At 51.5% G+C, this 26,935-nt stretch carries 19 protein-coding genes and 1 pseudogene; 10 read left to right on the forward strand and 10 right to left on the reverse strand.

Annotated elements, in window-relative coordinates; all coding sequences use genetic code 11:
- Positions 1-92 precede the first annotated feature (92 nt).
- The 7 genes and pseudogenes from cmoM (at position 93) to LG384_RS07900 (ending at position 10,760) form a co-directional block, all read left to right on the forward strand.
- Positions 93-883: pseudogene (gene cmoM / locus LG384_RS07870) on the forward strand (tRNA uridine 5-oxyacetic acid(34) methyltransferase CmoM).
- The gene (gene mukF / locus LG384_RS07875; RefSeq protein WP_045441272.1) at positions 876-2,198 is read left to right on the forward strand and encodes a chromosome partition protein MukF; all 1,323 of its coding nucleotides are present in this window, start codon (positions 876-878) and stop codon (positions 2,196-2,198) included. Before cmoM ends, mukF begins: the two are co-directional and overlap by 8 nt.
- Positions 2,179-2,883, forward strand: a complete 705-nt coding sequence (mukE, locus tag LG384_RS07880) for a chromosome partition protein MukE (RefSeq protein ID WP_045441273.1) — start codon at positions 2,179-2,181, stop codon at positions 2,881-2,883. Before mukF ends, mukE begins: the two co-directional genes overlap by 20 nt.
- Positions 2,883-7,343, forward strand: coding sequence for a chromosome partition protein MukB (mukB, locus tag LG384_RS07885; protein ID WP_225760712.1), 4,461 nt, complete (start codon positions 2,883-2,885; stop codon positions 7,341-7,343). The genes mukE and mukB overlap by 1 nt, the downstream gene beginning before the upstream one ends.
- A gap of 265 nt (positions 7,344-7,608) precedes the next feature.
- Positions 7,609-9,360, forward strand: a complete 1,752-nt coding sequence (ldtD, locus tag LG384_RS07890; RefSeq protein WP_225760713.1) for a L,D-transpeptidase — start codon at positions 7,609-7,611, stop codon at positions 9,358-9,360.
- Between the two features lie 175 nt (positions 9,361-9,535).
- Positions 9,536-10,084: a YcbK family protein gene (locus LG384_RS07895; RefSeq protein ID WP_016152461.1), complete on the forward strand. Its 549-nt coding sequence runs from the start codon at positions 9,536-9,538 to the stop codon at positions 10,082-10,084.
- Between the two features lie 28 nt (positions 10,085-10,112).
- Positions 10,113-10,760: an MBL fold metallo-hydrolase gene (locus tag LG384_RS07900; RefSeq protein ID WP_225760714.1), complete on the forward strand. Its 648-nt coding sequence runs from the start codon at positions 10,113-10,115 to the stop codon at positions 10,758-10,760.
- A gap of 55 nt (positions 10,761-10,815) precedes the next feature.
- Here the strand turns inward: LG384_RS07900 and aspC are convergent, their stop codons facing one another.
- The 4 genes from aspC to pncB form a co-directional block, all read right to left on the reverse strand.
- Positions 10,816-12,006 carry an aspartate transaminase gene (gene aspC, locus LG384_RS07905; RefSeq protein ID WP_225760715.1) on the reverse strand — a complete coding sequence of 397 codons (1,191 nt, stop codon included), beginning with the start codon at positions 12,004-12,006 and terminating at the stop codon, positions 10,816-10,818.
- Positions 12,007-12,189: 183 nt separating this feature from the next.
- Entirely contained in the window at positions 12,190-13,263 is a 1,074-nt protein-coding gene (gene ompF, locus LG384_RS07910) for a porin OmpF (RefSeq protein WP_045441278.1), read from the reverse strand.
- 588 nt (positions 13,264-13,851) lie between these two features.
- On the reverse strand, positions 13,852-15,252 hold the full coding sequence (asnS, locus tag LG384_RS07915) for an asparagine--tRNA ligase (protein ID WP_225760716.1): 1,401 nt from the start codon (positions 15,250-15,252) through the stop codon (positions 13,852-13,854).
- Between the two features lie 166 nt (positions 15,253-15,418).
- Entirely contained in the window at positions 15,419-16,621 is a 1,203-nt protein-coding gene (gene pncB, locus LG384_RS07920) for a nicotinate phosphoribosyltransferase (RefSeq protein WP_200013115.1), read from the reverse strand.
- 265 nt (positions 16,622-16,886) lie between these two features.
- Here pncB and pepN point away from each other — a divergent pair, with 265 nt between their 5' ends.
- Positions 16,887-19,499 carry an aminopeptidase N gene (gene pepN, locus LG384_RS07925; RefSeq protein ID WP_225760717.1) on the forward strand — a complete coding sequence of 871 codons (2,613 nt, stop codon included), beginning with the start codon at positions 16,887-16,889 and terminating at the stop codon, positions 19,497-19,499.
- Positions 19,500-19,536: 37 nt separating this feature from the next.
- Here pepN and ssuB read toward each other — a convergent pair whose 3' ends face one another.
- The 5 genes from ssuB to ssuE are packed head-to-tail and all read right to left on the reverse strand — an operon-like array spanning position 19,537 to position 23,788.
- Positions 19,537-20,304 (reverse strand): aliphatic sulfonates ABC transporter ATP-binding protein, encoded by a 768-nt coding sequence (ssuB, locus tag LG384_RS07930; protein ID WP_225760718.1) that lies wholly within the window; start codon positions 20,302-20,304, stop codon positions 19,537-19,539.
- Positions 20,301-21,092, reverse strand: a complete 792-nt coding sequence (gene ssuC, locus LG384_RS07935) for an aliphatic sulfonate ABC transporter permease SsuC (protein WP_225760719.1) — start codon at positions 21,090-21,092, stop codon at positions 20,301-20,303. The genes ssuB and ssuC overlap by 4 nt, the downstream gene beginning before the upstream one ends.
- An 11-nt stretch (positions 21,093-21,103) precedes the next feature.
- Positions 21,104-22,249 carry an FMNH2-dependent alkanesulfonate monooxygenase gene (gene ssuD, locus LG384_RS07940; protein ID WP_225760720.1) on the reverse strand — a complete coding sequence of 382 codons (1,146 nt, stop codon included), beginning with the start codon at positions 22,247-22,249 and terminating at the stop codon, positions 21,104-21,106.
- A complete protein-coding gene (locus tag LG384_RS07945) occupies positions 22,246-23,220 on the reverse strand; it encodes a sulfonate ABC transporter substrate-binding protein (protein WP_225760721.1) in 975 nt (324 codons plus the stop codon). Before LG384_RS07945 ends, ssuD begins: the two co-directional genes overlap by 4 nt.
- Positions 23,213-23,788 (reverse strand): NADPH-dependent FMN reductase, encoded by a 576-nt coding sequence (gene ssuE / locus LG384_RS07950; RefSeq protein WP_045441339.1) that lies wholly within the window; start codon positions 23,786-23,788, stop codon positions 23,213-23,215. The genes LG384_RS07945 and ssuE overlap by 8 nt, the downstream gene beginning before the upstream one ends.
- 244 nt (positions 23,789-24,032) lie before the next feature.
- Here ssuE and pyrD point away from each other — a divergent pair, with 244 nt between their 5' ends.
- Positions 24,033-25,043, forward strand: a complete 1,011-nt coding sequence (pyrD, locus tag LG384_RS07955; protein ID WP_045441340.1) for a quinone-dependent dihydroorotate dehydrogenase — start codon at positions 24,033-24,035, stop codon at positions 25,041-25,043.
- Between the two features lie 166 nt (positions 25,044-25,209).
- The gene (gene zapC, locus LG384_RS07960) at positions 25,210-25,752 is read left to right on the forward strand and encodes a cell division protein ZapC (protein ID WP_045441341.1); all 543 of its coding nucleotides are present in this window, start codon (positions 25,210-25,212) and stop codon (positions 25,750-25,752) included.
- Here zapC and LG384_RS07965 read toward each other — a convergent pair.
- Positions 25,749-26,858, reverse strand: a complete 1,110-nt coding sequence (locus LG384_RS07965; RefSeq protein ID WP_045441342.1) for a YcbX family protein — start codon at positions 26,856-26,858, stop codon at positions 25,749-25,751. The two genes, zapC and LG384_RS07965, sit on opposite strands and share 4 nt — an antisense overlap.
- Positions 26,859-26,935: the final 77 nt, after the last annotated feature.

Consider the following 26,935-nt stretch of genomic DNA (forward strand, 5'->3'; position numbering starts at 1 on the left):
GGATATTACACCAGGAAGGTTCATTCTCGGCGTGGGTGTGACAAAATAGCGGTTTTACTTAGTCACCCTAAAGCCAGTATGCGGAGAGCCCGATGCGGGATCGCAATTTTGATGACATTGCAGAGAAGTTTTCCCGTAACATTTACGGTACCACCAAAGGTCAACTGAGACAGGCTATTCTTTGGCAGGATCTGGATCGCTTACTGACGACGTTTGGTGGGCAAAAACTACACATTCTGGACGCTGGCGGTGGTGAAGGACAGACGGCCATCAAAATGGCTGAATGTGGGCATTTCGTGACATTATGCGATCTGTCCGGCGAGATGATTGCCCGTGCGCAACAGGCGGCAGAGGCAAAAGGTGTGAGCGGAAACATGCATTTTATACAATGCGCCGCTCAGGACGTTGCTTCGCATTTGGAAAGCCCGGTTGATCTGATATTGTTTCATGCTGTGCTGGAGTGGGTGGCTGAACCGGTCAGCATGCTGCAGACTCTGTGGTCGGTATTACGTCCCGGCGGCGCGCTGTCGTTAATGTTCTACAATGCTAACGGTCTGTTGATGCATAACATGGTCGCAGGGAATTTTGACTATGTGCAGGTTGGGATGCCAAAACGTAAAAAACGTACGCTTTCACCAGACTACCCGCGTGATCCTCAGCAGGTTTACCAGTGGCTGGAGGATATCGGTTGGCAGATAACCGGTAAGACTGGCGTACGCGTGTTTCATGATTATCTGCGAGAAAAGCATAAACAGCGTGACGGTTATGAAATGTTACTTGAGTTAGAAACGCGCTATTGCCGCCAGGAGCCGTATATCAGCCTTGGTCGTTATATTCATGTCACCGCGCGCAAACCGCAGATGCAAGGATAACTTATGAGTGAATTTTCCCAGACAGTCCCCGAACTGGTTGCCTGGGCCAGAAAAAATGACTTCTCTATCTCTCTGCCGGTAGACAGACTTTCGTTCCTGTTGGCTGTGGCTACGCTAAACGGCGAACGACTGGACGGCGAGATGAGTGAAGGTGAACTGGTGGATGCGTTCCGCCATGTGAGTGATGCGTTTGAGCAAACCAGCGAAACCATCGGCGTTCGCGCCAACAACGCGATCAACGATATGGTACGTCAACGTCTGCTGAACCGCTTTACCAGCGAACAGGCGGAAGGGAACGCCATTTATCGTTTGACGCCGCTCGGGATTGGCATCACCGATTACTATATTCGCCAGCGAGAATTCTCCACATTGCGGCTGTCAATGCAGTTGTCGATTGTGGCAGGTGAGCTAAAGCGTGCAGCAGACGCGGCGGATGAAGGCGGCGATGAGTTCCACTGGCACCGCAACGTTTACGCTCCGCTGAAATACTCGGTGGCGGAAATTTTTGACAGCATCGATCTGACGCAGCGCATTATGGATGAGCAACAGCAACAGGTTAAAGATGACATTGCGCAATTGCTGAATAAAGACTGGCGGGCTGCGATTTCCAGCTGTGAAATGCTGCTGTCTGAAACTTCCGGTACGCTGCGTGAGTTGCAGGACACGTTGGAAGCGGCGGGTGATAAGCTACAGGCTAATCTGTTGCGTATTCAGGATGCCACGATGACGCATGACGACCTGCATTTCGTTGACCGTCTGGTATTTGACTTACAAAGCAAACTTGACCGAATTATTAGTTGGGGCCAGCAATCCATTGATTTGTGGATTGGCTACGATCGACACGTACATAAATTTATCCGCACCGCGATTGATATGGATAAAAACCGCGTCTTTGCCCAGCGCTTGCGCCAGTCTGTGCAGACATATTTTGACGATCCGTGGGCATTGACTTATGCCAATGCCGACCGATTGCTGGACATGCGTGACGAAGAGATGGTGTTGCGTGATGAAGAGGTTACCGGGGAGCTTCCGCCGGACCTGGAATATGAAGAATTTAACGAGATCCGCGAACAACTGGCGGCGATTATTGAAGAACAGTTGGCTATCTATAAATCCAGACAAACGCCACTGGATCTCGGTTTGGTAGTGCGCGAGTATCTGGCGCAATACCCACGTGCGCGTCACTTCGACGTAGCGCGTATTGTTATCGATCAGGCGGTACGCCTTGGCGTAGCGCAAGCAGATTTCACCGGACTGCCAGCCAAATGGCAGCCGATTAATGATTACGGAGCCAAGGTACAGGCGCATGTCATTGACAAATATTGAAAAAGTGATGCCGGTTAAGCTGGCGCAAGCGCTGGCGAATCCGTTATTTCCGGCGCTGGACAGCGCATTGCGTTCGGGTCGACACATTGGCCTGGATGAGCTGGACAATCATGCCTTCCTGATGGATTTTCAGGAATACTTTGAAGAGTTTTACAGCCGCTATAACGTGGAATTGATCCGTGCTCCGGAGGGGTTTTTCTACCTTCGTCCGCGTTCGACGACGCTCATTCCGCGTTCCGTCTTGTCTGAACTGGATATGATGGTGGGTAAAATTCTTTGTTATCTCTATCTCAGCCCGGAACGCCTGGCGAATGAAGGGATTTTTACCCAGCAGGAGCTGTATGACGAACTGCTGACGCTGGCTGACGAAGCAAAATTGCTCAGACTGGTAAATAACCGCTCTACGGGTTCGGACGTTGACCGCCAGAAGCTGCAGGAAAAGGTGCGTTCTTCTCTCAACCGCCTGCGTCGCTTAGGTATGGTGTGGTTTATGGGCCATGACAGCAGCAAATTCCGTATTACGGAATCTGTTTTCCGCTTTGGCGCGGATGTTCGCAGCGGCGACGATCCGCGCGAAGCGCAGCGTCGCTTAATTCGTGATGGTGAAGCGATGTCGGTCGAAAACCGCCTGCAACTCAATGATGAGCCAGAAGAGAATCAGCCGGACAGTGGAGAGGAAGAATAATGATTGAACGCGGTAAATTTCGCTCACTTACGCTGATTAACTGGAATGGTTTTTTTGCCCGTACGTTTGATCTCGATGAACTGGTTACCACCTTGTCGGGGGGTAACGGTGCGGGTAAATCCACTACCATGGCGGCGTTTGTTACGGCGTTAATCCCGGACTTAACCCTGCTGCATTTCCGTAACACCACGGAAGCCGGTGCGACCAGCGGTTCACGTGATAAAGGCCTGCACGGTAAGCTAAAAGCGGGTGTCTGCTATTCCATGCTCGATGTCCTCAACTCGCGTCATCAGCGCGTAGTCGTCGGCGTTCGTCTGCAACAGGTGGCCGGGCGCGACCGTAAAGTTGATATCAAGCCGTTTGCCATTCAGGGGCTGCCGATGTCGGTACAGCCAACCGAGCTGGTAACGGAAACGCTGAACGAGCGCCAGGCTCGCGTCCTGTCTCTTCCTGAGCTGAAAGAGAAGCTCGATGAGATGGAAGGCGTGCAGTTTAAGCAGTTCAACTCAATAACCGATTACCACTCACTGATGTTCGATTTGGGCATCATCGCCCGTCGTCTGCGCTCAGCTTCCGACCGTAGTAAATTCTATCGCCTGATCGAAGCTTCACTGTACGGCGGGATTTCCAGCGCCATTACCCGTTCACTGCGCGACTATCTGTTGCCAGAAAACGGCGGGGTGCGTAAAGCGTTCCAGGATATGGAAGCCGCATTGCGGGAAAACCGCATGACGCTGGAAGCAATACGCGTAACTCAGTCTGACCGCGACTTGTTTAAGCACCTGATCAGCGAGGCAACGAACTATGTGGCGGCGGACTATATGCGCCACGCCAACGAGCGTCGCATTCATCTGGATAAAGCGTTGGAATATCGTCGCGAGTTGTATACCTCGCGCAAACAGCTGGCGGCGGAACAGTACAAGCATGTCGAGATGGCGCGCGAGCTGGGCGAACATAACGGTGCGGAAGGCGACCTTGAAGCCGATTATCAGGCGGCCAGCGATCACCTGAATCTGGTGCAAACCGCGCTCCGGCAGCAGGAAAAAATCGAACGCTATGAAGCGGATCTCGAAGAGTTGCAGATCCGCCTCGAAGAACAAAATGAAGTGGTAGCGGAAGCCGCTGACCGCCAGGATGAAAATGAGGCTCGTGCGGAAGCCGCCGAACTGGAAGTGGATGAGCTGAAAAGCCAGCTTGCCGATTACCAGCAAGCGCTGGACGTTCAGCAAACACGAGCCATTCAGTACACCCAGGCGATTCAGGCGTTGAGCCGGGCTAAAGAGCTCTGCCATTTACCGGATCTGACGGCGGACAGCGCGGCGGAATGGCTGGAAACCTTCCAGGCAAAAGAGCAAGAAGCTACTGAAAAACTGCTGACGCTGGAACAGAAAATGAGCGTGGCGCAAACCGCGCACAGTCAGTTCGAACAGGCTTACCAGTTGGTAGTGGCGATCAACGGCCCACTGGCGCGCGGGGAAGCCTGGAGCGTTGCACGTGAATTGTTGCGTGAAGGCGTTGAGCAGCGTCATCTGGCGGAACAGGTTCAACCGCTGCGTATGCGCCTGGGTGAGCTGGAAGAGCGCCTGCGCGAACAACAGGAAGCGGAACGTCTGCTGGCGGAGTTCTGTAAACGTCAGGGCAAACATTTCGATATTGATGAGCTGGAAGCCCTGCATCAGGAGCTGGAAGCTCGTATCGCTTCCTTGTCTGATAGCGTGTCGTCTGCCAGCGAACAGCGTATGACGCTGCGTCAGGAGCAGGAGCAACTGCAATCCCGCATTCAGCATTTAATGCAACGTGCTCCTGTCTGGCTGGCGGCGCAAAATAGCCTGAATCAGCTCAGCGAGCAGTGCGGCGAAGAGTTCACCTCCAGCCAGGAGGTTACTGAATATCTGCAACAACTGCTGGAACGCGAACGTGAAGCCATTGTTGAGCGTGATGAAGTCGGTGCGCGTAAAAACGCCGTTGATGAAGAGATTGAGCGCTTAAGCCAGCCGGGTGGTGCGGAAGATCAACGTCTGAATGCGCTGGCGGAACGCTTCGGCGGCGTGCTGCTGTCTGAAATCTATGACGACGTTAGCCTTGAAGATGCACCGTACTTTTCCGCGCTGTATGGTCCGTCACGCCATGCCATTGTTGTGCCGGATCTCTCACTCATCACCGGGCAACTCGAAGGACTGACAGATTGCCCGGAAGATCTCTATTTCATCGAAGGGGATCCGCAGTCGTTCGATGACAGCGTCTTCAGCGTGGATGAGCTGGAAAAAGCGGTGGTGGTGAAAACCGCTGAACGTCAGTGGCGTTATTCCCGCTTCCCGACAGTACCAATTTTTGGTCGTGCCGCGCGGGAAAGCCGCATTGAAACCCTGCATGCTGAACGTGAGGGGCTGTCCGAACGTTTCGCCACGCTCTCTTTTGACGTCCAGAAAACTCAGCGTTTGCATCAGGCGTTTAGCCGTTTTATCGGTAGCCATCTGTCGGTTGCGTTTGAAGCCGACCCGGAAGCGGAAATTCGTCAATTAAACAGCCGTCGTGTAGAACTGGAACGTGCGTTGACCAATCATGAAAATGATAACCAACAGCAGCGTATGCAGTTTGAACAGGCGAAAGAGGGCGTCTCTGCCCTGAACCGCCTGTTGCCGCGATTGAATCTGCTGGCAGATGATACGCTCGCCGATCGCGTGGACGAAATTCGCGAACGCCTGGATGAAGCCGAGGAAGCGGCACGCTTTGTTCAGCAGCATGGCAATCAACTGGCCAAACTGGAACCGATCGTTTCGGTTCTGCAAAATGACCCCGAGCAGTTTGAACAACTCAAAGAAGACTACGCGTATTCCCAGCAGGTACAGCGTGATGCACGTCAACAGGCTTTCGCGCTGACCGAAGTCGTACAGCGTCGGGCGCACTTTAGCTATTCTGACTCTGCTGAAATGCTTAACGGCAATAGCGATCTGAACGAGAAGCTACGCGAACGTCTGGAACATGCGGAAGCGGAGCGTACTCGCGCCCGTGAAGCGCTGCGCAGCCATGCTGCACAGTTGAGCCAGTACAGCCAGGTCATGGCCTCACTGAAAAGCTCCTACGACACCAAAAAAGAGCTGCTGAACGATTTACAACGCGAACTGCAGGATATCGGTGTTCGCGCTGACAGCGGCGCGGAAGAACGCGCGCGTATTCGTCGTGATGAACTGCATGCACAGTTGAGCAACAACCGTGCGCGCCGAAACCAGCTGGAAAAAGCGCTCACCTTCTGCGAAGCAGAGATGGATAACTTAACCCGCAGGTTGCGTAAGCTGGAGCGGGATTATCACGAAATGCGTGAGCAGGTAGTCACGGCGAAAGCCGGGTGGTGCGCGGTGATGCGGATGGTGAAAGATAACGGTGTTGAACGCCGTCTGCACCGTCGTGAACTGGCTTATCTTTCCGGTGATGAATTGCGTTCGATGTCGGATAAGGCGCTGGGGGCGTTGCGTCTGGCGGTGGCAGATAACGAACATTTGCGTGACGTGCTGCGCATGTCTGAAGATCCAAAACGGCCAGAACGTAAAATTCAGTTCTTTGTAGCGGTTTATCAGCATCTGCGCGAACGTATCCGTCAGGATATTATTCGTACCGACGATCCGGTTGAGGCCATCGAACAGATGGAAATTGAGCTGAGCCGCCTGACGGAAGAATTAACCTCCCGCGAACAGAAGCTGGCGATCAGCTCACGCAGCGTGGCGAACATCATCCGTAAGACTATCCAGCGCGAGCAAAACCGTATTCGTATGCTGAACCAGGGGCTGCAAAGCGTATCGTTCGGTCAGGTGAACAGCGTTCGTCTGAACGTGAATGTGCGTGAAACGCATGCCACCTTGCTGGATGTACTTTCTGAGCAACATGAACAGCATCAGGATCTGTTTAACAGCAACCGTCTGACCTTCTCCGAAGCGCTGGCGAAGCTGTATCAGCGTCTTAATCCGCAGATAGACATGGGACAACGCACGCCGCAAACCATCGGTGAAGAACTACTGGACTACCGTAACTATCTGGAAATGGAAGTCGAAGTTAACCGTGGTTCCGACGGCTGGTTGCGTGCTGAATCCGGTGCTCTGTCAACGGGTGAAGCGATCGGAACCGGGATGTCGATTTTGGTGATGGTTGTGCAAAGCTGGGAAGATGAAGGCCGTAGGCTGCGCGGGAAAGATATTTCCCCATGTCGCCTGCTGTTCCTTGATGAAGCAGCCCGACTGGATGCGCGCTCTATCGCGACCCTGTTTGAGCTTTGCGAGAGGCTGCAGATGCAGCTTATTATCGCTGCGCCGGAAAACATCAGTCCTGAGAAAGGCACCACCTATAAACTGGTGCGTAAGGTCTTCCAGAATACCGAGCACGTTCATGTGGTTGGCCTGCGCGGCTTTGCACCTCAGTTACCGGAGCCGCTGCCGGGAATCGAAGATGCCTCCTCGCAGGCAAGCTAAGTATAAGTAATAAAGCGGCCAAAAGGCCGCTTTATTCTTTTATGAAAACCCGGTTTGCTGGGTGAAATTTCTTTAAACTTCTTTACATTAGGTCAGGCAAAAAATTTTTGATGTTTATATACTGAAGGTAAGCCTGACGAGTAAACCAGGCTTGCTCGTCATACTTTAGATTGTATTGGCGTTTTTCAGGTCCAGCCCATGATGAATGGAGATGAGCATGCGGCCTGGCTATTCAGAGTATGATAAAGAAAACAGGGGGCAAGGGATGTTGCTTAATAAAATGTGTGGTCGTCGGCTGTCGGCAATCAGTTTGTGCCTGGCCGTAACATTCGCTCCACTGTTCAATGCACAGGCCGATGAGCCTGAAATGATTCCTGGTGACAGCTCTGCGGTTGTTAGTGAACAGCCAACCGCGCTATCACAACCGCAGGCACAATCTTTTGCGACAGCCATTATGGCGGGGATTCAACCTCTGCCGGATGGCGTGTCTGTGGATAAAGCCCGCGCAGAATTACAATCTCAACTTCCGGCAGGCTATACGCCAGTTTATATGAGCCAACTGGAACTGCTGTACGCCGCACGCGAAATGAAACCGATGTGGGAAAATCGTGATGCGGTAAAAGCTTTTCAGCAACAGTTAGCCGAGGTGGCTATTGCCGGTTTTCAGCCGCAGTTTAACACCTGGGTAGCGTTACTGACCGATCCAGGCGTAACGGGGCTGGCGCGGGATGCTGTTCTTTCTGACGCGATGATGGGCTATCTTCACTTCATTGCCAATATCCCCGTTAAAGGTAACCGCTGGCTTTACAGCGATAAGCCTTATGCGCTGGCGACGCCGCCGCTCTCGGTGATTAACCAATGGCAGGTGGCCCTCGATAATGGTCAGTTAACTTCGTTTATTGCCAGCCTGACGCCTCAGCATCCGCAGTATTCAGTGATGCATGAGTCATTGCTGAAGCTGGTGGGGGATTCACGCCCCTGGCCGCAATTAACCAGCACGACTACGCTGCGCCCGGGTGAGTGGAGTAAAGACATTCCGGCGCTGCGCGAAATTTTGCGGCGTACCGGGATGCTGGATGCGTCAGTCAGCACGGCAGCAAAAGAAGGGCGTAGCGCTTACGATCGTGAGCTTGTCGACGCGGTGAAGCGTTTTCAGGCCTGGCAAGGTCTTGGGGCCGACGGTACGATTGGACCTGCCACCCGTGACTGGTTGAACGTGACTCCAGCGCAGCGTGCCGGCGTGCTGGCCCTGAATATTCAGCGTTTGCGCCTGCTGCCGGGTGATTTATCGACCGGTATCATGGTCAATATTCCCGCTTATTCACTGGTTTATTATCAGAATGGTAATCAGGTGCTGGCGTCCCGCGTTATCGTCGGGCGACCTGACCGTAAAACGCCGATGATGAGCAGTGCGCTGAATAACGTGGTCGTTAACCCACCATGGAACGTCCCACCGACGCTGGCACGTAAAGATATTCTGCCTAAGGTATGGAACGATCCGGGATATCTTGAGCGCCACGGATATACCGTGATGCGTGGCTGGAACAGCAAAGAGGCGATAGATCCATGGCAGGTCGATTGGGCAACCATTACGCCTTCAAATCTGCCGTTCCGCTTCCAGCAAGCGCCGGGCGCGCGCAACTCATTGGGACGATATAAATTCAATATGCCAAGTTCAGATGCTATCTATCTGCACGATACGCCGAATCATACGTTGTTCCAGAAAGATACTCGCGCGCTGAGCTCTGGTTGTGTGCGCGTCAATAAGGCTTCTGAACTGGCGAATATGCTGCTGCAGGATGCGGGCTGGAATGATACGCGGATCTCGGATGCTCTGAAGCAGGGGGATACCCGGTATGTGAATATTCGCCAGAATATTCCAGTCAATCTCTACTACCTGACTGCATTTGTTGGAGCTGATGGTCGTACCCAATATCGTACAGATATTTACAATTACGATCTGACGGCGCGATCCAGTGCACAAATTGTGTCAAAAGCTGAACAATTAATCAGATAAATTAAGCAGTTCGAGGAAAATGATTGTCGTAAGTTATGCTGGAAACGGGGCAAAATGGCTGTGAGCCCCGTGTTTCCTGGGGTTGGGAGCCTTGACGTGGACTACTTAGCCAGATAAGGTTTCCCGCGTGCGCTGAAGCATACATACGATAACATTGACCTGTAGACTTAATACCATGGACAAATTTGACGCTAATCGCCGCAAATTGCTGGCGCTTGGTGGCATTGCCCTCGGCGCTGCCATCCTGCCTACGCCTGCGTTTGCTACACTCTCTACCCCACGTCCGCGCATTTTGACTCTGAATAACCTTCATACCGGAGAGTCAATTAAAGCAGAGTTTTTTGATGGCAGGGGCTATATTCAGGACGAATTAGCTAAACTTAATCACTTTTTCCGTGATTTTCGCGCGAATAAAGTGAAATCCATCGACCCGGGATTGTTCGATCAACTCTTCCGTCTGCAAGGCCTTCTGGGCACGCGTAAACCCGTACAGCTTATTTCTGGTTACCGCTCTATTGATACCAATAATGAATTACGTGCGCACAGCCGTGGTGTGGCAAAGAAAAGCTACCACACGAAAGGGCAGGCCATGGATTTCCATATTGAAGGCATCGCATTAAGTAATATTCGCAAAGCTGCGTTATCTATGCGCGCAGGTGGTGTAGGATACTACCCACGCAGTAACTTTGTGCATATTGACACCGGACCGGCGCGTCACTGGTGATCCATAAGCTTAATGAAACAGGAGCCGTATGAACTATCGTATTATTCCGGTCACTGCATTCGCCCAGAATTGCTCGCTGATCTGGTGTGAGCAAACCCGTCTGGCTGCGCTGGTCGATCCCGGCGGCGATGCTGAGAAAATCAAACAGGAAGTGGATGCCAGCGGCCTGACGCTAATGCAGATCCTGCTTACGCACGGTCATCTTGACCATGTAGGTGCAGCGTCTGAACTGGCGCAACACTACGGCGTACCGGTTATCGGTCCGGAAAAAGAAGATGAGTTCTGGTTGCAGGGGCTTCCCGCTCAGAGTCGTATGTTTGGTCTGGGAGACTGCGAGCCGTTGACGCCCGATCGCTGGTTGAACGAAGGCGATAGAGTAAGCGTTGGGAATGTGATGCTACAGGTGTTGCATTGTCCGGGTCATACCCCGGGACATGTGGTCTTCTTTGATGAACAGTCACAGTTACTGATTTCAGGTGATGTGATTTTCAAAGGTGGCGTTGGACGCAGTGATTTTCCACGTGGGGATCACAGCCAGTTGATCGATTCGATTAAACGTAAATTATTGCCGCTGGGTGATGATGTGACGTTTATTCCGGGGCACGGCCCACTTTCGACGTTGGGCAACGAACGGCTACATAATCCGTTCCTGCAGGATGAAATGCCAGTCTGGTAATCTACTCCGATAAATGAAAAAGGCCGCTATTGCGGCCTTTTTAGTGCTCAATAGCTTACAGCACAGCAACAATCGCTTCGCACAGTGGCGCCATGTTATCTGGCGTCATTCCTGCAACGTTTACACGTCCGGACGCTACGGCATAAACACCGAACTCTTCACGCAGACGCAGAACCTGCTCTTTTGTCAGGCCACTGAATGAGAACATGCCGTTCTGTTTAATGATAAAGCTGAAGTCGCGGTTTGCACCTTTCTCCTGCAGTGTATTAACAAACAGCAGACGCATGCGCTGAATGCGTTGACGCATATCGGTCAGTTCCTGCTCCCAGATAGCGCGCAGGGCATCATTGCTCAGGATAGTTGCCACAACTGACGCACCGTGTGCTGGTGGGTTGGAATAGTTGGCACGAATGACAGACTTCATCTGGCTGAATGCGCGATCGACGGTTTCGGCATCGGCAGCAACCAGCGTACAGGCGCCTACGCGCTCATTGTACAGACCAAAGTTTTTGGAATAGGAGCTGGCGACAATAAGCTCTTTATGTAACGCAGCGAATGCGCGCAGGCCTTCAGCATCTTCTTCCAGGCCACGGGCAAAGCCCTGATAAGCGAAGTCGAACAGCGGTAACCAGCCTTTTTCGACAGACAGTTGCGCCAGCGTCTGCCACTGTTCCAGTGTAGGATCAATACCGGTTGGGTTATGGCAGCAACCGTGGAATAACACCACGTCACCTGCCTGCGCTTCACTAAGGCTTGCCAGCAGCGCATCAAAGTCTAAAGAATGGTTTGCCGCATCGTAATAGTTGTATTCACGTACTTCCAGACCAGCAGAGTTAAATACGCTCTTATGGTTTGGCCAGCTTGGATTACTCACCCATACGCGTTTGGTTGAGGTGTTTTTTGCCAGGAAATCAGCAGCCACACGCAATGCACCGGTACCGCCAGGGGTCTGTGCTGTACGTGCGCGTTTGTCGTTAATCAGAACGCTACCTTTACCAAACAGCAATTCCTGAGTGCAACGACCAAACTCTGGAATACCGTCAATGCCAAGGTAGTTTTTGGTGGTTTCATTTTCCAGTATATACTGCTCGGCTTTTTTAACGCTGGTCAGCACCGGCGTTTTGCCTGTCTCATCTTTATATACACCAATCCCAAGGTTGATTTTTCCTGGGCGGTCATCGGCACGAAACAAATCAGCCAGACCTAAAATAGGGTCGGCAGGAGCGGCGGTAATGTTCTCAAACATGACGAGGTTCCATTGTGATTACAGAAGGGAAGTCCGCTATCAGGTTAACGGTAGATTTACAAAATGCCAACCGTTACTGACAAAAAGCAGAGGGGTTTTTTGAAGACGCAAGAATCCGCTGGCACAGATAAAAAAACAGGACCGAAGTCCTGTTTTTTAGGCATTTAACAAAGAGGTCTGCTATTAGAACTGGTAAACGATACCAACTGCAACGGTGTCGTCAGAGCCTACGCCCAGTTTGTTGTCAGAATCGATCTGGTTGATGATGTAATCAACATAGGTGGACATGTTTTTGTTGAAGTAGTAAGTCGCACCCACTTCGAAGTAGTTCACCAGATCTACGTCACCGATGCCTTCGATATCCTTACCTTTAGATTTGGTATAGGCGATGGACGGGCGCAGACCGAAGTCGAACTGATACTGAGCAACTAACAGCACGTCTTCAGTTTTGTTAGCATAGCCATTAGAAATACGGGTAGCGTTGCGGGTTTCGCTGTAGTTCGCCGCCAGGTAGATGCTGTTAGCATCGTATTTCAAGCCGGTCGCCCATTGTTCAGCTTTATCGCCATGACCACGCAGAGTCGGGTTCTGTTGTGCATCAGTACGATCTGCTGCACCGTAAGCACCCACGATACCGAAACCATCGAATTCGTAGCTTACAGAACCGCCAACGCCGTCACCGTTAGAGCGACGAACGTCATCACGCTCGTTTTTGCCCAGGTACTGGACAGCGAAGCTCAGGCCTTCAACCAGACCGAAGAAGTTGGAGTTACGGTAAGTTGCGAGACCACCGTTACGCTGGGAGAAGAACTGGTCAGAAGCGGCAGTATCACCACCGAATTCTGGCAGCATATCGGTGTAACCCAGTGCATCGTAAACGACGCCATAGTTACGACCGTAGTCGAAGGAGCCAGCATCTCCGAATTTCAGACCAGCGAATGCCAGACGGGTTTTGTTACCGTCCTGAGCATTTGAGCCTTCAGCGTTGTTACCAGCAAAGTTGTATTCCCACTGACCGTAACCGGTCAGATCGGAATTGATCTGAGTTTCCCCTTTGAAACCAAGACGGGCATATGTCTGGTCGCCGTTAGCGGCGTAGGCATTGTCACCGTTGTGCTTGGAAAAATAGTGCAGACCTACTGCTTTACCATACAGGTCTACTTTGTTGCCATCTTTGTTGTAGATTTCTGCAGCGTTAGCTGCCCCGGCTACCAGCAGAGCAGGGATAACCACTGCCAGAATATTGCGCTTCATCATTATTTATTACCCTCATCGGTTTTTATATGACACCTGCCACTGCCGCCAATAAATTCCGTCAATAAAAATTTACGGAACTATTGATGAGAGTTTGGTGTCTTTATGTGTCTGACAGGCATCTTTCCATTCAAACTACCGTTCCGCTACCGTCAAAGTGCTACAAATATAAAGATTTAGTTTCAAAAAGAAAAAATATGTAACTAAATGTTATTTTTGTGCAACTTTGTGAACGACTTCAAATTTCGGCTGTCTCTGTGCTTAAAATTGCTCCGTTTATTTCTATTTATATGATTTCCTTATACTTAATTTTGCTAATGGCATTTTCCCTGTGTCATATGAGAAAGATCCATTTTTACACTTGACTATTTATAGACGTCCAGAATGCCATGTAGTTGGTTAAAAAATGTGCTATATAATCAGAAAATGCTAATCCACAATAAAATCAGTGATTATTTTTTGTGCAAATATGTTGCAAGGAAATATTAAGTAACAGGATGGGAGAGTTTTGGGATTGTGTTTAAGGAGTAATGCGAGTCTGAATATAAAAAAGGCCAGCATTGCTGGCCTTATAGGTTTAAAAATTCTGGATTAGAAGCTGGCGTTACGCGGAGTACGCGGGAACGGGATAACATCACGGACGTTTTGTACGCCAGTGACATAAGCGATTAGACGCTCAAAGCCCAGACCGAAACCGGAATGCGGAACGGTGCCATAACGACGCAGATCGCGATACCACCAGTAATCTTCTTTGTTCAGTCCCATCTCCAGCATACGGGCATCAAGCACGTCCAGACGCTCTTCACGCTGAGAACCACCGATGATTTCACCGATTCCTGGTGCCAGTACGTCCATCGCAGCAACGGTTTTACCGTCTTCGTTAAGGCGCATGTAAAACGCTTTAATGTCTTTCGGGTAGTTTTTAACGACCACCGGTGCTTTAAAGTGCTCTTCGGCGAGGTAACGTTCATGCTCGGAAGATAAGTCCACCCCCCAGTAAACCGGGTTCTCGAACTTTTTGCCGCATTTTTCGAGGATGCTCACCGCATCGGTGTAATCAACCTGCGCAAAATCTGCCTCAATGAAACGCTCCAGACGTGAAACCGCGTCTTTGTCGACACGTTCTGCGAAGAATTTCATATCATCTGCACGTTCTTCCAGTACGGCCTTGAACGCGTACTTCAGCATGGCTTCAGCCAGTCCTGCTACATCGTTCAGATCGGCGAAAGCCACTTCCGGCTCCAGCATCCAGAACTCTGCCAGGTGGCGGCTGGTGTTGGAGTTTTCTGCACGGAAAGTTGGTCCAAATGTATAAATTTTGGACAGGGCGCAGGCGTAGGTTTCGCCGTTCAACTGACCGGAAACAGTCAGGAAAGCTTCTTTACCAAAGAAATCTTTGTCGAAATCGACTTTGCCCTGATCGTTACGCGGCAGGTTTTCCAGATCCAGCGTAGACACGCGGAACATTTCACCAGCACCTTCGGTATCGGAGGCAGTGATCAGCGGCGTGGAGACCCAAAAGAAACCCTGCTCATGGAAAAAGCGATGCAGCGCTTGCGCCAGCGTATGACGTACACGCGCGACAGCACCAATCATGTTGGTACGAGGACGCATGTGAGCCACTTCACGCAGATACTCAATGCTGTGACGCTTTGCTGCCATTGGATAGGTATCAGGATCTTCAACCCAGCCAGCTACTTCAACCTCAGTGGCCTGAATTTCAAAGCTCTGTCCCTGTCCCGGTGACGCAACGACTTTACCCGTTACGATAACTGAACAACCCGTCGTCAGGCGTAATACGTCCAGATTGTAATTGGGCAGAGAATTATTGATGACGGCCTGTACAGGATCAAAGCAGGAACCGTCATAAACGGCGAGGAAGGAGATGCCAGCTTTTGAATCTCGGCGGGTACGTACCCATCCGCGCACGGTGACTTCGCTGTCAACGGCTACGCGGCCCTGGAGTACGTCGGCTACAGGCACAACGCTCATAATATTCTCTCTGTTAATAGTCGGATATATAAACACATGTCCACCCGTAATGGGGGGGATACCTATGTTACCTGGCATCTGCAATCAGACAAGCAGAATTCGTAGCTGGAGTGAAAGATTTCAGAAATAAACGTTAAAAGGGAGTCGAAACGACTCCCTGAAGGGATTAACTGGCTTTTTTGATATGTGGAAGGTCAAAGGCTTTGCGCAATGCGCGGACAAATGCTTTATCGTGGCAGATTGTTTTACCCGGACTGTCAGATAACTTTGCCACCGGCTTACCGTTGCATTCAACCAGCTTGATTACAATATTCAGCGGCTTAACCTGGGGGATGTTGCAGGTTAAGCGCGTCCCGATGCCAAAACTCAATTGTACGCGAGAAGAGAAGTGACGATAGAGTTCAATCGCTTTCTTCAAGTCGAGATTATCTGAGAACACCAGCGTTTTGCTGAGCGGATCAATCCCCAGTTTCTCGTAATGCGCGATGGCTTTTTCACCCCATTCCACCGGATCGCCTGAGTCATGGCGTAAGCCCTGATAGCGGGTAGCAAACTCAACGCCAAAGTCGCGTAAAAACGCGTCCATGGTAATGCAGTCGGTCAGAGCGATGCCGAGTTGGTCGGGGTATTCATTAAGCCATGCAGCAAGCGCAACGCGCTGGCTGGTAGCCAGTTCGGGGCTGATTTGCTGATGCGCCTGGAACCATTCATGCGCCTGGGTTCCCATCGGCGTTAATGACAGACGACGGGCAAGATCGTAGTTACTGGTGCCAACAAACCACGGTTCCTGCTGGAGACGTTCAACAATTGCCTGCTGTACTTCACGAGAAAAACGACGACGCGTGCCGAAATCCATCAGATGGAAGCGGGACATATCGATATCTTTCGTTAAAGCAGAGAATTCGACTAGTTTGCCTTCCAGCTCATCCAGTGCCTGCGGTACGCCAGATTCTGGCGAACGGTAACGGTGCACCAGTTCGCTGATGACCGCGAGCAGAGGGACTTCCCACATGATCACTTCACGCCACGGGCCGGTTAAGCGGATATTCAACTTACCATTATCGTTGGTGACGCAGACTTGTTCCGGGTTGTAGCGGAAATCGCGTAACCAGGTAAGGTAGTCAGCTTTAAAGAAGGGCAGGCCGGAGAGCCACTGGTACTCGTCCTCCTGAAGTCGCAGGTGCTGCATAGCATTCACCTGCTCTCGAATAGTATCGGCATAAATACCGAGCAGGTCATCGCCACGGCAACGAAATTCAGCCGCTACTTGTACATCATAGTAGTGGTGAAAAACGGCTTGCTGCATATGCAACTTATAAGCGTCTGTATCCAGCAGCGAGTGCAGAACAGGAGAAGCGAATTGTGTCATAGGTGCGCAGTAGCATCCTCTCACGGGAGCGTTTAGTACAATAAACAACTAAGAAAACCGCTGGAGTATACCCTGTTTAGCGATTTATTGAACCCCGATCACACCATAAGCGCTCTTTCTGGTCGAGGGCATTTTGTGCCTCGTGTTATTAAAATGTAGCAAAAAGGGTGTTTGTGCCTGAAAAGATGAACATTCTGCGTAGCGCGATTTACGCAACAGGAATAGACTGAAGCCGAGACTCTACAAAAGATGCTAAAGGTTTTTTATGACACAACAGCCACAAGCCAAATACCGTCACGACTATCGTGCACCGGATTACCAGATTACTGATATTGACTTGACCTTTGACCTGGATGCTGAAAAAACCGTGGTCACAGCACTGAGCCAGGCTGTCCGCCATGGTGCGTCTGATGCTCCTCTTCGCCTGAATGGCGAAGACTTGACCCTGGTGTCAATCCACGTGAACGATGTGCCGTGGACAGAGTATAAAGAAGAAGAGGGTGCTCTGGTCATTAGTCACCTGCCGGAACGTTTTACCCTGTGTATCGTAAATGAGATCAGCCCGGCGACAAATACCGCGCTGGAAGGGCTGTATCAGTCCGGCGATGCACTTTGTACACAGTGTGAAGCGGAAGGTTTCCGTCACATTACCTGGTATCTTGACCGTCCGGACGTGCTGGCGCGGTTTACCACTAAGATCATCGCTGATAAAACCAAATATCCTTTCCTGCTTTCTAACGGAAACCGTATTGCTCAGGGTGAGCTGGATAACGGTCGTCACTGGGTCCAGTGGCAGGATCCGTTCCCGAAACCGTGTTATCTGTTCGCGCTGGTAGCCGGTGATTTTGACGTGCTGAGCGACACCTTTACGACCCGTTCCGGGCGTGACGTGGCGCTGGAATTGTACGTCGATCGCGGCAATCTGGACCGCGCACCGTGGGCAATGACCTCCCTGAAAAACTCCATGAAATGGGATGAGGAGCGTTTTGGCCTGGAGTATGACCTCGACATCTACATGATTGTCGCAGTGGACTTCTTCAATATGGGCGCGATGGAGAATAAAGGTCTGAACATCTTTAACTCCAAATATGTTTTGGCGCGTACTGATACCGCCACCGACAAAGACTACCTCGATATTGAGCGCGTCATTGGCCATGAATATTTCCACAACTGGACTGGCAATCGCGTGACCTGCCGCGACTGGTTCCAGTTAAGCCTGAAAGAAGGTTTAACCGTGTTCCGCGATCAGGAGTTCAGCTCCGATCTGGGTTCCCGTGCGGTCAATCGCATCAGCAACGTGCGTACCATGCGTGGTTTGCAGTTTGCCGAAGATGCCAGCCCGATGGCGCATCCTATCCGCCCGGACATGGTCATCGAAATGAACAACTTCTATACCCTGACCGTGTACGAAAAGGGTGCAGAAGTGATTCGCATGATCCACACCTTGCTGGGTGAGGCTAATTTCCAGAAAGGGATGCAGCTCTATTTCGAACGCCATGACGGTAGCGCCGCGACCTGTGACGATTTTGTTCAGGCGATGGAAGATGCTTCAAATGTCGATCTCTCACATTTCCGCCGCTGGTACAGCCAGTCCGGAACGCCCATTGTGACAGTGCGTGATGACTATAATCCAACAACAGAGCAGTACACGCTGACTATCAGTCAACGTACGCCAGCTACGCCGGATCAGGCGGAAAAGCAGCCATTGCACATTCCTTTTGCCATTGAGTTGTACGACAACGAAGGTATAGTGATCCCATTGCAAAAAGGCGGGCACCCGGTGAATTCGGTGCTCAACGTCACGCAGGCTGAGCAAACATTCGTCTTTGATAATGTCTACTTCCAGCCAGTTCCGGCACTGCTGTGCGAATTCTCCGCACCGGTGAAGCTGGAATATAAATGGAGCGATCAGCAGTTGACGTTCCTGATGCGTCACGCACGCAACGATTTCTCTCGTTGGGACGCAGCGCAAAGCCTGCTGGCGACGTACATTAAGCTGAACGTTGCCCGTCATCAGCAGGGACAGCCATTGTCGCTGCCGGTACATGTTGCCGACGCATTCCGCGCGATTCTGCTGGATGAGAAAATCGATCCGGCTCTGGCGGCAGAGATCCTGACGCTACCTTCGGTGAATGAAATTGCTGAGCTGTTTGAGATTATCGATCCAGTGGCGATTACGGAAGTACGTGAGGCGCTAACCCGTACGCTGGCAGCCGAACTGGCAGATGAATTCCTGGCAATTTATAACGCCAATCATCTTGATGAATACCGTGTTGAACATGCCGATATTGGTAAGCGCACTCTGCGCAATGCCTGCCTGCGCTTCCTGGCTTTTGGTGAAACCCATCTGGCGGATATCCTGGTTAGTAAGCAGTACCGCGAAGCCAATAATATGACTGATTCGCTGGCGGCTCTGTCTGCAGCAGTAGCAGCGCAGTTGCCGTGCCGTGATGCATTGATGCAGGAGTATGACGACAAGTGGCATCATGACGGCCTGGTAATGGATAAATGGTTTATCCTGCAATCCACCAGCCCGGCGGACAATGTGCTGGGAACGGTACGTGGCCTGTTGCAGCATCGCTCCTTTAGCATGAGCAACCCAAACCGTATCCGTTCTTTGATTGGCGCTTTCGCGGGCAGCAACCCGGCGGCATTCCATGCAGAAGATGGCAGCGGTTATCAGTTCCTGGTCGACATGCTGACCGAGCTGAACAGCCGAAATCCACAGGTTGCCTCTCGTCTGATTGAACCGCTGATTCGTTTAAAACGTTATGATGCAAAACGACAGGCGAAGATGCGAGCGGCACTGGAACAGTTGAAAGGACTGGAGAATCTCTCTGGCGACCTGTTCGAGAAGATCACCAAAGCGTTAGCCTGATAATTTTGCCGGATGGTTGCATCACCATCCGGCATTATCAGCCGTGTCGACGAACCGGCTGCTCCGTATATCCGCGTTGCATGACCCGATTCAATACCTCCGCTTCAAGCTCGGCTAATCGTACCGACCCCAGCCGACGCGGACGCGGAATATCTACAGTCAGATCCAGTCCGATTTTCCCGTCTTCAATCAGCAACACGCGATCGGCCATTGCTACAGCCTCGCTGACATCATGCGTCACCAGCAAAACGGTAAATCCGTGTTCCTGCCACAACGAAACAATCAGGTCCTGCATTTCGAGACGGGTTAATGCATCCAGCGCACCGAGCGGTTCGTCGAGCAGCAGTAGACCGGGCCGGTGTATTAATGCACGCGCCAGTGCGACGCGCTGTTTTTGTCCACCAGAAAGAGCGGCAGGCCACTCTGTCGCCCTGTTTTCCAGCCCCACTGCGGTTAGTGCCTTGCAGGCAGCATCTCGCCAGTTACCTTTGAGGCCCAGACCCACGTTATCGATCACGGATTTCCACGGCAGCAGGCGGGCATCCTGAAACATCATTCGGGTGTCATCCTGAATATCAGCCAGTGGAGTGGTTCCGGCAAGTAACTCACCTGCGGTGGGCGATTCCAGCCCAGCAAGCAGTCGCAATAAAGTACTTTTTCCACCGCCGCTGCGACCGACTACCGCAACAAATTGCCCTGCGGGAATATGCAAATCTAACTGATTCAGTACCGTATTCCCGGCGTAGCGTTTCGTCACGGCGCTTAGCAAAAGCGGCGTTCCCTGATTTAAACGAGCAGTATTCATACTGTAGCCTCCTTCACGTGGTAAGCCGGGTTCCAGCGTAGCCAGATACGCTCCAGCAATTGCGCGCTGACGTCGGCAAGTTTGCCAAGCAGGGCGTAAAGAATGATCGCCACCACCACCACATCCGTTTGCAAAAATTCGCGGGCGTTCATCGCCAGATAGCCAATTCCGGCATTAGCGGAAATTGTTTCTGCCACGATCAGCGTTAGCCACATCAGCCCGAGGGCAAAACGCACACCGACCATAATTGAGGGCAGGGCACCGGGTAAGATGACATGAATAAAAAGTGAAACGCCGGATAAACCATAGCTGCGAGCCATCTCCACCAGCCCGCGATCGATATTGCGGATCCCGTGCCAGGTGTTAATGTAAATCGGGAACAGGGTACCCAACGCGACGAGAAAGATCTTGGCGGATTCATCTATACCGAACCACAAAATCACCAGTGGGATCAGCGCCAGGTGTGGCACATTACGCAGCATCTGTACGGAGGTATCCAGCATGCGTTCGCCCCAGCGGGATAAACCACTTATCAGCCCCAGCGTCAGTCCAATGGATCCACCGATTGAAAACCCGATCAGCGCCCGCCAGGAACTGATCGCCAGATGCTGCCAAAGTTCACCGCTGGATGAGAGCGTCCAGAAGGCCTCTATAACACCCTCTGGAGAGGGCAGAATACGGGTGGACAGCCAGCCCATTGAGGATGCCAATTGCCAGAGCGTCACCAGACTTACTGGTAAAAACCAGGGGGCAAGACGCAGCAGCCATGTATTTTTCGGCGTTGCCATCAGCATACTCCTTAGCTTTGCGCGGCTTTACGCGGGATAAATTCATTAGCTACCGCTTCGCCTTGTTGATGCAGGAGCTGGGGTTGCGGTATTTCCGGGATCGCAACATCCAGATGCGGAAACAGCAGTTCACCGACTCTCCAGGCTTCCTCCAGGTGCGGATACCCGGATAAGACAAAACTGTCGATACCCAGTGCGGCATACTCGTTAATACGTGCTGCAACCGTGGGACCGTCACCAACCAGCGCCGTGCCTGCGCCTCCACGCACCAGACCTACGCCAGCCCACAGATTTGGGCTAATTTCCAGTTTGTCGCGCTTACCGTTGTGCAATGCCGCCATTCGATGCTGGCCGACAGAGTCCGTTCTCAAGAACGCAGCCTGAGCTTTTGCAATAGTGTCATCATCAAGATGGGCTATCAGACGATCTGCCGCCTGCCACGCCTCTTCAGTGGTTTCACGTACAATCACATGCAGGCGAATACCGAAACGGATCTTGCGTCCCTGTGCCGCTGCTTTTTTCCGGACCTGTTCAATTTTCTCCTTCACCAGTTCAGGCGGTTCACCCCAAGTCAGGTAGAGATCGACCTGTTCAGCGGCAAGATCCTGTGCCACATCGGAAGAACCGCCAAAGTAAAGTGGAGGATGAGGTTGTTGTATCGGTGGAAAAAAGAGCTTCGCCCCGCGAACGTGAATATGTTTGCCGTTGAAATCCACGGTTTCGCCCTGCAACAGACGTCGCCATACCCGAGTGAACTCAGCAGAGGCTTCATAACGCTCAGTGTGATCGAGAAAAACACCATCACCCGCCAGCTCTTGCGGATCACTACCTGTGACCAGGTTAAACAGCGCCCGACCATTAGACAGTCGGTCAAGCGTTGCGGCCTGGCGAGCGGCAACCGTTGGCGACGTCACGCTTGGACGCAGAGCGACCAGAAATTTTAACCGCTGTGTAACCGGGATCATTGAGGCGGCGACCAACCAGGCATCTTCGCATGAGCGACCAGTTGGGATCAGTACGCCGGTAAAACCCAGACGATCGGCAGTTTGCGCGATTTGTTGCAGATAACTGTGATCGACCGGACGTGAACCTTCTTCTGTCCCCAGATAGTGCCCATCACCGTGTGTAGGTAAAAACCAAAACATATTCAGACTCATAATTTTGCTCCTGCCTGCTGAGTGGGTTGCCAGATGCGTTGGCGAATATCGATTTTTTTCGGTACCAGACGGTTGTCATAAAACAGATCGGCGGTTTGCTGCTGTAATGCGGCGACTGTGGTACTGACGGGCGTAATGGTGGTTGGTGGGCGATGATCCAGCCAGGAGGCAATAACCGGTTCTGGCAGCCCAATGGTTTTAGCCAGCAGCGTGATGCTCTGCTGACGTTGGCTGAGCGTTAAGGTATCGGCCTGGCTAAAGGTGTCGAGGACGCCGAGGATAAAAGCGCCATTTTTCTCGGCATAAGGACGTGCGGCGAGATAAAAAGAACCGGTCTGCTTGAGGTCGGTACCGTCTTTCAGCACGCGAACGTCACCTTGCAGCAAGGCTGCGGAGTAGTACGGATCCCAGATAGCCCAGGCATCAACGTTTCCCTGTTCGAAGGCGGCACGGGCGTCAGCGGGCGTCAGATAAGTAGCTTGAATGTCGGTAAATTTCAGCCCGGCCTGTTGCAGGGCACGGAGCAGTAGATTGTGTGAACTTGAGCCTTTCTGGAAGGCGACTTTGTGTCCTTTCAGTTCTGCAACGGTTTGAATTGGGCTATTTTTCGGCACCAGAATGACTTCGGCTTTCGGCTTGGCGGGTTCGACGCCCACGTAGACCAGGTCGGCTCCGGCAGCCTGGGCAAAGATCGGCGGAATATCACCGGTGCTGCCCAGATCGATGCTGCCGATATTCAATGCTTCCAGCATTTGCGGGCCGGCTGGAAATTCTACCCAGGAGATTTTCGTCTGCGGATAGCGTTTTTCCAGTAGCTGATGGTTTTTTGCCAGCACCATGCTGATGCTACTTTTCTGATAGCCAATACGCAGTACGTCTGGTGCCGCGTCTGCGGCGTGAGCCAGTGTTGACAGAGAAAGCAGTCCGCTCAGCGCCAGCCACGAAGTGTGACGCTTTAGTAAATTAAACATGGGCCGCACCTCGCAGAGCGTTCAACGGTGGAAGTTGCACATCGCGGCGATGCAACGCCAGCCAGAAAGTGTCGAGCGCGCTGTCCAGGCGCAATTGCAGGTTTGGCGTAAACTGCGGCTTATGTTGATAATCGATGATCTGCGAATCGTCGGCAAAAACGCCGTGCAGGATCTCCTGGGCTTTGAGTGCGCTCAGCACCGGTTTCAGCGCGTAATCGACAGCCAACAGATGTGCAACTGTGCCGCCGGTCGCCAATGGCAGAACAACTTTTCCTTCCAGCGCGCGTTCAGGAAGCAGGTCGAGCAACGTTTTCAGAGCGCCAGAGTAAGCGGCTTTATATACAGGAGTGGCAACAATCAGTCCGTCAGCATCTTTTAACTGTTCGATAAACGCCTTCAGGGCTGGGCTGTCAAAGCGTGCATAGATCAGATCTTCTGGCTCAAAATTGTGAAGGTTCCAGTGGTAAACGTCGACATCCTGCCCGTTCAGTTTTTCTCGTGCATATTCCAGTAAGGCACTGGAGCGAGAGGGAAAGCGTGGGCTTCCCGCCAGGGTGATAACGCGCATAATTTATAAACTCTCCTTATAACTAATTGTTCGCTTTTATTTAACATTGATAACAATTTGTGCAGTCTGGCAGAGAGATTTTGTTTATCGAAATGATTTATACGGAATAGAAAAGCTGAAAAATGCATAAAACGAACCTCGGGAGGGAAACGTTTGCTATTTATTGCCACAGGTCAATTCCCTTTTTGCTCGCGATCGCACATAATACGCCCCCGGTTTGCACACCGGGAATCCAGGAGAGTTCATGTACTACCCCTTCGTTCGTAAAGCCCTTTTTCAGCTCGATCCTGAGCGCGCTCATGAATTTACATTCCAGCAATTACGTCGCATTACGGGCACGCCGCTTGAAGCGCTTGTCCGTCAGAAAGTACCCGCAAAGCCGGTTACCTGTATGGGGCTGACGTTTAAAAATCCGCTTGGCCTGGCAGCCGGGTTGGATAAGGACGGGGAGTGCATTGATGCACTTGGCGCAATGGGATTCGGCTCGATTGAGATAGGCACCGTGACGCCACGACCTCAACCGGGTAACGATAAGCCGCGCCTTTTCCGTCTGGTGGATGCAGAAGGTCTGATCAACCGTATGGGGTTTAATAATCTGGGTGTTGATAACCTGGTGGAGAACGTTAAGAAATCGCATTTTGACGGTATTCTGGGGATTAATATTGGTAAGAATAAAGATACCCCGGTAGAGAATGGCAAAGATGACTATCTGATTTGTATGGAAAAAGTCTATGCTTATGCTGGTTATATTGCGGTGAATATTTCCTCGCCAAATACCCCAGGATTACGCACGCTGCAATACGGCGAAGCGCTGGATGATTTGCTGACGGCAATTAAAAATAAACAAAACGATCTGCAAGCGATCCATCATAAATATGTTCCAGTGGCGGTAAAGATCGCGCCGGATCTTTCTGAGGAAGAACTGATCCAGGTGGCTGATAGTTTAGTTCGCCATAATATCGATGGCGTTATTGCCACTAACACAACACTCGATCGTTCTCTGGTTCAGGGAATGAAAAATTGCGATCAAATGGGTGGGTTGAGTGGTCGACCGCTGCAATTAAAAAGTACGGAAATTATTCGCATGTTGTCTCGTGAATTAAAAGGGCAACTGCCAATTATCGGTGTGGGCGGTATCGACTCCGTTATTGCTGCGCGTGAGAAAATAGCAGCGGGTGCTTCGCTGGTTCAGATTTATTCCGGCTTTATTTTTAAAGGTCCGCCGTTGATTAAAGAAATCGTCACCAATATCTGAACTTTGCCTTAATCAGACAACCAGGGCTTTATTTCTAGTCCTGGTTGTTTTATATTCCTTTACTGTTGCTTATTTAAACATTTTAGGCTTTTATTATTAGGGCAATTAACGAAGCGGAAAAAGGATACTACCGCGACGGCGATGATTAAGGAAAGGAGAGAAACTGATGCGAATTAAACCTGACGATAACTGGCGCTGGTATTATGATGAAGAGCACGATCGTATGATGCTCGATTTAGCCAATGGCATGTTATTTCGCTCGCGTTTTGCTCGCAAAATGCTCACCCCTGATGCATTTTCTCCGTCCGGTTTTTGTGTTGATGATGCCGCACTTTATTTTTCTTTTGAAGAAAAATGCCGTTACCTGGATTTAGCCAAAGAACAAAAAGCTGAACTGGTGCTTAATGCGCTGGTGGCTATTCGTTATCTCAAACCGCAGATGCCAAAAAGCTGGCACTTTGTAGCGCATACCCTTAACTGGTCTCCGACCGTGGGAGATGCTGCCTGTGTCTGGTTAAGTGATACCGAAGAACAGGTGAATTTGTTAGTGGTTGAACCTGGTGAAAATGCCGCGCTTTGTCTGCTCGCACAGCCTGGAGTCGTTATTGCCGGACGCACGATGCAACTCGGTGACGCCATCAAAATTATGAACGACAGACTGAAACCGCAGATCCCTGCCGACAGTTTCAGCCTGGAGCAGGCGGTTTAACTCTCCAGCCTGATTGCTGTTTTCGGCACACAACTGCAGCAAAGAATCGTCCCGTCATCACCAATTGCTGTTTTTTTCAGCGGGCTGACTTCACCTTCTACCAGTCGAATTCGACAGCATCCGCAAATCCCCGCCCGACATGAATAGGGTACACGGATCCCCTGGTTTTCCAGTTGCTCAAGTAATACCTGCTGATTGTTTCCGCGAAAGGTTTGTCCCTGCCAGTCAATAAGTAGTGTTGCATCAGGAGACTGTTTTTCCGGTACGGTATCGTCAGATTCTGCCGCGCCATAGACTTTAGCTGGGGCGGTTGCCAGGATTTCGACTTCATCGCCAACACGGATCACGCCGCTGTTACGGGCAATGAGGTTTTGACCGAAATCGACGTCGCCGTTATCTGGCGCAGTACGGAAAGTTTGCAGTGTAGCCAGCGGTTCACCAGACGGGTGCTTCTGACCTTTTTCTGGGCTGACGGTGGTAAAAATACAACGGCTGCAGGGTTTGACGACGTCAAAGATAACGTCGCCAATGCGTATAACCTTCCAGGTATCTTCTTCCCATGCCGCGGCTCCCGAGACTACGAGATTGGGGCGAAACTGCTCCATCTTGACGCTTGCCGGGCAGCGCTGTTGTACGTCACGCAGTGATGCTTCATTAGTCAGGAGATAAGGAAAACCATCGGCGAAAGATAAAGGCACGCCAGCGTGGCGTTTTACCCGACGCGTCAGATGCGGACCAACCCAACGCAATTGTACTTCGCGGGAGAAAAAGCCGCTGAGCCACTGGTTGATCGCCGCCGGTGCGATACGCGCGGTAAAATGGTTTCCCCAGACTTCCGTTGGTGCATCCTGCGTGGCGAAGTCGGCAAAACGAACCAGTGCGCTACTGCCGTCTGGAGCTGTGAGATGCAGCCCGTCATGCAAAGGTGAGGGGGTGAAGCGTACCATCTGTGGGAACTGTCGGGCGGTGATGAACGTTCCGTCAGGTTCGGTAATCATAAATATGCGATCAAAGGCCAGACCGCTAACGTCTGCCAGGGCGTGTGTAAGCCCAATGCCGCGCATTGATTTAACCGGATGAATAAAAAGTCGGGTTAACGTTACCACTGTAAAGTCCCTCGAACGAAAATAAGCCTTCAACTTTATGACATGCGCGTGAGATTGGCTATAATGCGCAGCAATTT

The organism is Citrobacter sp. Marseille-Q3906, assembly GCF_916618775.1.
Classification (GTDB): Bacteria; Pseudomonadota; Gammaproteobacteria; order Enterobacterales; family Enterobacteriaceae; genus Citrobacter; species Citrobacter murliniae.